At 55.9% G+C, this 6,770-nt stretch carries 4 protein-coding genes; 1 reads left to right on the top strand and 3 read right to left on the bottom strand.

The window, feature by feature from the left end; all coding sequences use genetic code 11:
- Window positions 1–787: 787 nt before the first annotated feature.
- The 3 genes from IQ254_RS28595 to IQ254_RS28585 all read right to left on the bottom strand — a co-directional run bounded on the left by IQ254_RS28595 (window position 788) and on the right by IQ254_RS28585 (window position 4,577).
- Window positions 788–1,561, bottom strand: coding sequence for a GntR family transcriptional regulator (locus IQ254_RS28595; RefSeq protein ID WP_228041193.1), 774 nt, complete (start codon window positions 1,559–1,561; stop codon window positions 788–790).
- Between the two features lie 113 nt (window positions 1,562–1,674).
- Window positions 1,675–2,832, bottom strand: a complete 1,158-nt coding sequence (gene solA, locus IQ254_RS28590; RefSeq protein ID WP_193969547.1) for an N-methyl-L-tryptophan oxidase — start codon at window positions 2,830–2,832, stop codon at window positions 1,675–1,677.
- Window positions 2,833–2,957: 125 nt separating this feature from the next.
- Window positions 2,958–4,577: a BCCT family transporter gene (locus tag IQ254_RS28585; RefSeq protein ID WP_193969548.1), complete on the bottom strand. Its 1,620-nt coding sequence runs from the start codon at window positions 4,575–4,577 to the stop codon at window positions 2,958–2,960.
- A gap of 756 nt (window positions 4,578–5,333) precedes the next feature.
- Here IQ254_RS28585 and IQ254_RS28580 point away from each other — a divergent pair.
- A complete protein-coding gene (locus tag IQ254_RS28580) occupies window positions 5,334–6,533 on the top strand; it encodes an aromatic ring-hydroxylating dioxygenase subunit alpha (RefSeq protein ID WP_193969546.1) in 1,200 nt (399 codons plus the stop codon).
- Window positions 6,534–6,770 lie beyond the last annotated feature (237 nt).

The following is a 6,770-nucleotide window of genomic DNA, read 5'->3' as shown; positions in this document are numbered from 1 at the left end:
ACCTCGTCTGCTGATACTGCCCTCCCCTTACGGGTTGAACATTCCGAGGCGGACATCTGCTTGAACACTAGCAGGGAAAGAACTTAGGAGTCCTTTCCAACTCCCCCGAACGACTTCGAGTCGCGCGTCTAACAACATTATTAGAGAGAAACTTTCTGCATATCATCCCGATTGAGGTGGATATACAGAAAGTTTCCGCATATCTACTTGAATCACGCTGATCGCAAGAAACTTTCCGTATAGTATTCGGCTTTAGCTGGATCGCAAGAAACCTGACGCATATTTTCATGCTTTCTGGAGGGGCAGGCACGGTGATGCCCTGTGCCATCGCGCCATGACTCTACGAAACGATAGGCGAGTCAGCGCTGTTGGAGGTTAGACTATCCGACGATTGATGCACTCAATGGCCTTGGTCTGGATGCCTTTACTGCCAGGGGTGCTCGTTGCAACCTTACCTAAATGTGCTATTTAGCACAGGCTCTCCCTGGGGTTACTGAAAATTCTTTAGGGCTGAGGGTGCGATCGCAAGTGATAGCGATCACCATCCGCCCAACTTTTGACGATTTCCGGAATTGGGCCAACTTACGATGAACATACCCATAGACCTATGCCGATATCGGTGGGTCTGAGGCATTCTAAGGATGGCACTAGCCACTCGAAGAACAGCCTCCTTATAGCGAACTCTCTATATCTAAACCGCCCCCGGTGCCCTGTGCACTGGGGGTTATTTAATGGCACTGCTCACGAGTCATTGTCGTTACGCTGCCGTTGGTTTTCACAGCATTGCCTAGGGTAAGTTTTCTAAAACGCTGAGATCGGGGTGGTTAACTTCGACCTCGGCGGTATAGCAAGTCCAGTCCGATCGCGACAGGGTTTTGCCGCAGACGACGGGTTGGCGGTTGTCCCCATAGGCCACATAGTTAAACACCAGCAGGGGCAGCCCCAGGGGTACGGCCAAATATTCGCTCAGCTCGTAGGTAGCCGGAATGCTCTCCAGGCTGACCTTGGCGGCGTGCAGATAAATGCCGTTGCGCACCAGGGTGCTATAGGTAAACCCCTGCTGCAGCGGCTCGGCCAGAGCTTCCCCAGTGGTTTCAGGATAGTAGGTGACATCTAGAGCGATGGGGGTATCGTCGGCGTAGTAGATCTTTTCTTGCCAGTAGACCTGGGCGTTGTTATGGGTCAGCGCCAGCTGGCGCTTTACCTCCACCGGGGCCTGAATCAGCTGAAACCGCAGTGACTGCACCCGGCTGGTGTAGCCCTGCTGCTTCAGGGCTGCATCGAAGTACATCAGCGGATTAGCCATTGAAAAGCTGATTTTGTGCGGGTCGGTGACAAAAATGCCCTTGCCCCGCTGGGTGGTTACCAACCCCTGCTGAATCAGGCTGGCGATCGCCTTGCGAATCGTCGTGCGACTCACCCCGAACACAGCGCCCAGGTCAAACTCGCTGGGCAGACGCTCTCCCGGTTCATAGGCCCCGGTTTCAATCTTTTCCTTGAGCTGTTCTGAGATGAAAATGTGGAAGGGTTGACCGTCAGCTGCTTGCTCAGCGGAAACCATAGAAAACGTCATGATCGAATGATTATCTCTGGCATCTTACCGCAGGGGCATAGCCTGCTATGTCCCTGCGGGGGGCTGATTATAAATCGGGGTTGCCAAAATCGGATTTCATATTAAGCGGCGACCAGCTGCAAGCGCGACAGCTTAAACAGACTGGTGTCGTGGGGAGTCTGCCCCTCGATCGCCAGATCCGCCAGCATTTTGCCCATCAGGGTGGTGAATTTGAAGCCGTGGCCCGAGAAACCGGCCCCAATGACTACGTGGGGATGGTTGGGATGCTGGTCAATCACAAAGTCCTTATCGGGGGTGAGGGTGTAGAGGCAACGGCGGGTCGAAATCAGCGGCCCGGCGGCATCGGGAATGTACTGGCGGGCAAAGTCGCGGATGCGCTCGGTCCAGGCCTGGCTGGGGGTATAGTCGACTTCACTGGGTTTCTCGACCGTATCCCAACCGTAGAAGGTGGTGATTTTGAGGCCAATGCTGGGGTCTTCGTGGGGAATGCCGTAGGGCATTTCGCCGTAGGGGCCATTCATGTGGGCAAAGAAGACAGGAAATTTGCCGGGCTCAAAATTAGTAGGCGTGCCCGGCTGGTAGAAACCCAGTTGGCAGGGCATGATTTTCAGCGGCAGATCGATGCCCTGCTCGGCCAGCAGTCCTTTGGCCCAGCTGCCGACGGTCAAAATGATGCGATCGCAGCTAAAAGTCTCTTTGTCGGTTTGCACCTCTACCCCACTCTCGGTGGGTATTACCTTGAGTACGGGGGTTTGATCCATCACCGCCGCGCCGCGCTCCTGGGCCAGCCGGGTGTGGGCCAGCACGCAGCGAGAGGCCCGCAGCAGCCCGGTATCGGCGTGAAACAGCCCCTCCATGCCATCCTCCAGCGCAAACTGAGGGTAGCGCTGGGCGATGTCGGCTTTGTCAAGGTGTTCGTAGTCCAGATTGCTGGCATCCAGGCTGGCCTTCATCTGCCGGAAGGTATCGGTGGTCGGAAAACCAAAGTCGAGGCCGCCGGTTTTGACATACAGCGATTCCCCGGCCTCCTCCTGCAGCGCAAACCACAGAGGGTAGGCATCCCGCATCAGGTCCACGTAAATGGGGTTGTCGTAGGTGTAGCGAATCACGCGGGAATAGCCGTAGGAGCTGCCGTTTTGGTGATTCAGCTCAAACTGCTCGAGCAGCAGCACCTTTTTCCCAGCTTTTGACGAATAATAGGCCGCCGCGCTGCCTACGCCCCCGGCCCCAATCACAATCACATCAAAATGCTGCGCCATGACAATAGGCTCCTCACAGAATAAATAGAAGAGGCGAAACGAAAAAATTGTTGTTCGTACATCCCCGATGGGTAGGGGCACAGCATGCTGTGCCCCTACGGGGTATGCGCTTTGGACGGTTACATCTAGCGGGCGATCACCTGTTCGGCGGCCTCGGCCTCCCGCAGCTTGCGCCCCTCGTTAACCACATCGTGCTCGTAGTTCAGCCCCTTGTAGACGCTATAGCACATGATCAATAGCACTATGGCAAAGGGCAACCCGGTGGTGATAGAGGCGGTTTGCAGCGCCGATAGCCCGCCGCCGAGCAAGAGCGCCGCCGCTACCACACCCTCGGTGACCGCCCAAAAGATCCGCTGGGGCACGGGCGACTCTAGCTTGCCGCCGGAGGTTATGCTGTCTACCACCAGCGAGCCAGAGTCAGAGGAGGTAACGAAGAACACCACCACCAGCACAATCCCTAAGAATGAGGTGATGCCCGTCAGTGGCAGCTGTTGCAGCATTACAAATAGGGCGGTGGCCACATCTTCAGCCACGGCACCGCTAATCACGCCGCTCAGCTCACCCAGCTCCATGCTGAGCGCCGTGCCGCCAAACACCGACATCCACAAAAAAGTCAGCATCGAGGGCAGCACCAGCACACCCAAAATAAACTGCCGTACGGTACGACCCCGCGAAATGCGGGCAATAAAAATACCGACAAAGGGAGACCAGGAAATCCACCAGCCCCAGTAGAACACCGTCCAGCCAGACTGCCAGCTCGTACCCGAGAATGACTCAGTCCAAAAGCTCATGATCGGCAAAGAGGCAGCGTAGAAACCCAGGTTTTCTACAAAGGAACCGAGAATGAACAAGGTCGGCCCCACCAGCAGCACAAACACCATCAGCGCCGCGGCCAAAATCATGTTCAGCTCGCTGAGGCGGCGCACGCCGTTGCCCAGGCCAGACACCACCGAGGCCGTGGCAAAACCGGTGATGATGGCAATCAGCCCCACCTGAACCGGCGTACTCACATTGAGGTCAAACAAGAAATTTAAGCCCGCGTTGACCTGCTGTACCCCCAGTCCCAGCGATGTCGCCAGGCCAAACAGGGTCGAGGCCACGGCCAGAATGTCGATCACGTTGCCGGGCCAGCCGTAGATGCGCTCACCCAGCAGGGGGTAAAACACCGAGCGAATGGTCAGGGGTAGCCCCCAGTTAAAGGCAAAAAAGGCCAGGGAAAGCCCCACCAGCGCATAGATGCCCCAGGCGTGCAAACCCCAGTGAAAAAAGGTGATCGCCATCGCTTGCTGAGCGGCCTCAGCCGAATTGGGCTCTATGGTGCCCAGCATCGCAGGCGGATCTTGAAAGTGATAGATCGGCTCCGCCACACTCCAGAACATCAGGCCGATACCCATACCGGCGCTGATCAGCATAGCCACCCAGGCAAAGGTGGGAAACTCTGGTCGGGCATCGGGGCCACCCAGGCGCACATTGCCCAACTTACTGAAGGCAATATAGATCGTAAACAGCAGAAAGAAGCTGACGGACAGGATCAGAAACCAGCCCAGCGTGCCCGCAATGAACGATTGAATCGCCCCAAAGGCCGATGCCGCTGGATCTTGAAAGATCAACGTAAATAGCACGAACAGTAAGATTAGCCCACCCGAGACCAAAAAGACCTCGGGGTGAAAGTCAAAACCCTTGAGGGTGATGTTGCGATCGCCCGGACGGCGAAGGCTATGGCGGGTAGGCGCATGGGCAGGCATCACAAAAGGATGCTCCTCATGCCCGTTTCGGCCCGAATCTGGTGTAGTCATAGGAGTTATTTAGCCTCAACACATCAACAATCAGCTGTAACGCCTTTGTCCAAAGCCTTGCCCTTACCGAGAGCTGGGACGGTGACATCCTGGCCAAATGCACCAAGCGGGCATTTGTCGGTATCGGCTGACAAGCCTTGCCGTCTGCGATCGCCCCTCAAAAAAAGCAAAACCCTGGTTGGCCATGCTTCAAGGCGCACAAGGGAAATCACCACACCACAGATGGTCGAGTTGGCATACAAACTTTCGGGAATCTAAAGTTTGCCTACTATAGGCCAGCGGCAGCCAGAACTCAACAATCTCTATGGACTCAACCATAGGGCGCTACTTTAAATCGAAATGTTTCTGAATATACAGTTGTTACTACAAGTCATGAAATCCAAAAAAATGATCCCAAAAAAATAGGAAGACAAACCTAAGAAAGCCCTGTTTGAATGGATTTAGCTCGGCAATGGTTGGCCCGTTAGGCAAACCTTATTCAGAAATATATCAGCGTTTCTTGAAAAAATAGGCTCGGACTGTTAACCAGGAAACATTATTGAACTATGGCTAGGCATTAACCTGGCTTCTAACTTGTAATTACAAGTCTTAAAAGCGTTGGTTTGGCTTCAAAATGAGTCGTTGTTGGTGAGGGCGGTTTGCCCGCCTAGCTCAATTCAAAGGCTGCGAACCCATTGCTCAAACGCATCACTGTTGAGGCAGACTATGACCCAAAAATCCGTCGTGCGCCCTTCTCATACCCCGGCTCTAGTAGAACCGTGCGAAGAACGTCAGGCCAAACCGCCTGCACTCATCCACTCAGATAACTATCGACAGCTCGGTTTGCAGGCGGACGCCTACACCAGTGCCCGGTATCTCAAGCGCGAGCGAGCCACTGTGTTTAGCCAGTACTGGGTGTGTGTTGGCCTGGCCTCAGACGCCCCCAACCCTGGCGATGTTTACCCGACCGAGGTGGCGGGTATGCCAATTGTGCTGGTGCGCGATCGCGCTGGCACCCTGCGCGCCTTCCACAACATTTGCAGCCACCGAGGGCTACAGCTGGTCAACCAGTCCTGCAACGTGCAGGGCAACCTGCGCTGCCCCTATCACTCCTGGGGCTACAAGCTCGACGGCACCCTCAAGAGCACACCCCACTTTGGCGGCTACCACAAGGATGCCTACGACGGGTTCGATCGCGAGAGCAAGGGGCTATCCGCCATCCGCTGCGATCAGTGGCTCGACTTAGTATTCGTGAACCTTTCTGGCGACGCGCCCCCCCTGGAGGAGTATTTAGCGCCGGTCATCGATCGCTGGTCAACCTACGACCTCAGCCAGCTGCGCCGCGAGCCCCGCGAGGTGTCACTCCAGTGCAACGCCAACTGGAAGCTGGCAGTCGAAAACTTCTCCGAAAGCTACCACCTCAGCTGGGTACACCCCGCCCTCAACAGCTGCTCCCGCATGGAAGACCACTTTGGCTTTGAGGTCGGCGATACCCACGTAGGGCAGGGCAGCTTGCTCTACAGGAGTGGGGTGGTCGAGGGGCGATCGCTGCCCACCTTCCCCGACCTTGAAGCCAACCACAAAGAAACCGTCGCCGAATACATCACCGTCTTCCCGAATCTGATGGTGGGTGTTCACCCCGACTACTTTTTGGTGTTTACCGCCAACCCTCTCAGCCCCGGCAAAACCCAAGAGCGCATGACCTTCTACTTCGTCGGCGATGAAGCCATGACCCCCGAGAACGAAACCCTGCGCCACCTGCCGATTGATCTCTGGAAAGACACCAACGACGAAGACATCGACATGATCGAGCGCCTACAGGTGGGGCGCAAGTCCCCCCGCTTCGACGGCGGCTGCTTCTCGCCCGAGCTGGAGAAGACGGTCTATCGATTTCAGCAGATGGTGGCGAAGGCGGTGGAGGGGTAGAGGGGAATTTTGGATTTTGGATTGGCGATTTTGGATTGGCGATTTTGGATTGTTGGCCCAATTTCTCTAGTGGTGGGTTACGGCCATAGCCAGTGCGATCGGTTCACCAAAAGTTGACCTTCGGGCTAGCCCACCCTACCCTCGATGCCTACATGCTCTCGCGGTGGGTTACGGCCATAGCCGGTGCGATCGGCTCGCCCCAAAGCAACCTTTGGCCTAACCCACCCTACCCGTCTC

The organism is Nodosilinea sp. LEGE 07088 (assembly GCF_015207395.1).
GTDB lineage: Bacteria > Cyanobacteriota > Cyanobacteriia > Phormidesmidales > Phormidesmidaceae > Nodosilinea.
This window is presented reverse-complemented; position numbering and strand designations above follow the sequence as displayed.

Bases quoted from the DNA above. Each gene is read 5' to 3' on its own strand.
- IQ254_RS28580 (WP_193969546.1), top strand. From the start codon at position 5,334: ATGACCCAAAAATCCGTCGTGCGCCCTTCTCATACCCCGGCTCTAGTA.
- solA (WP_193969547.1), bottom strand. From the start codon at position 2,832: ATGGCGCAGCATTTTGATGTGATTGTGATTGGGGCCGGGGGCGTAGGC.
- IQ254_RS28585 (WP_193969548.1), bottom strand. From the start codon at position 4,577: ATGCCTGCCCATGCGCCTACCCGCCATAGCCTTCGCCGTCCGGGCGAT.
- IQ254_RS28595 (WP_228041193.1), bottom strand. From the start codon at position 1,561: ATGGTTTCCGCTGAGCAAGCAGCTGACGGTCAACCCTTCCACATTTTC.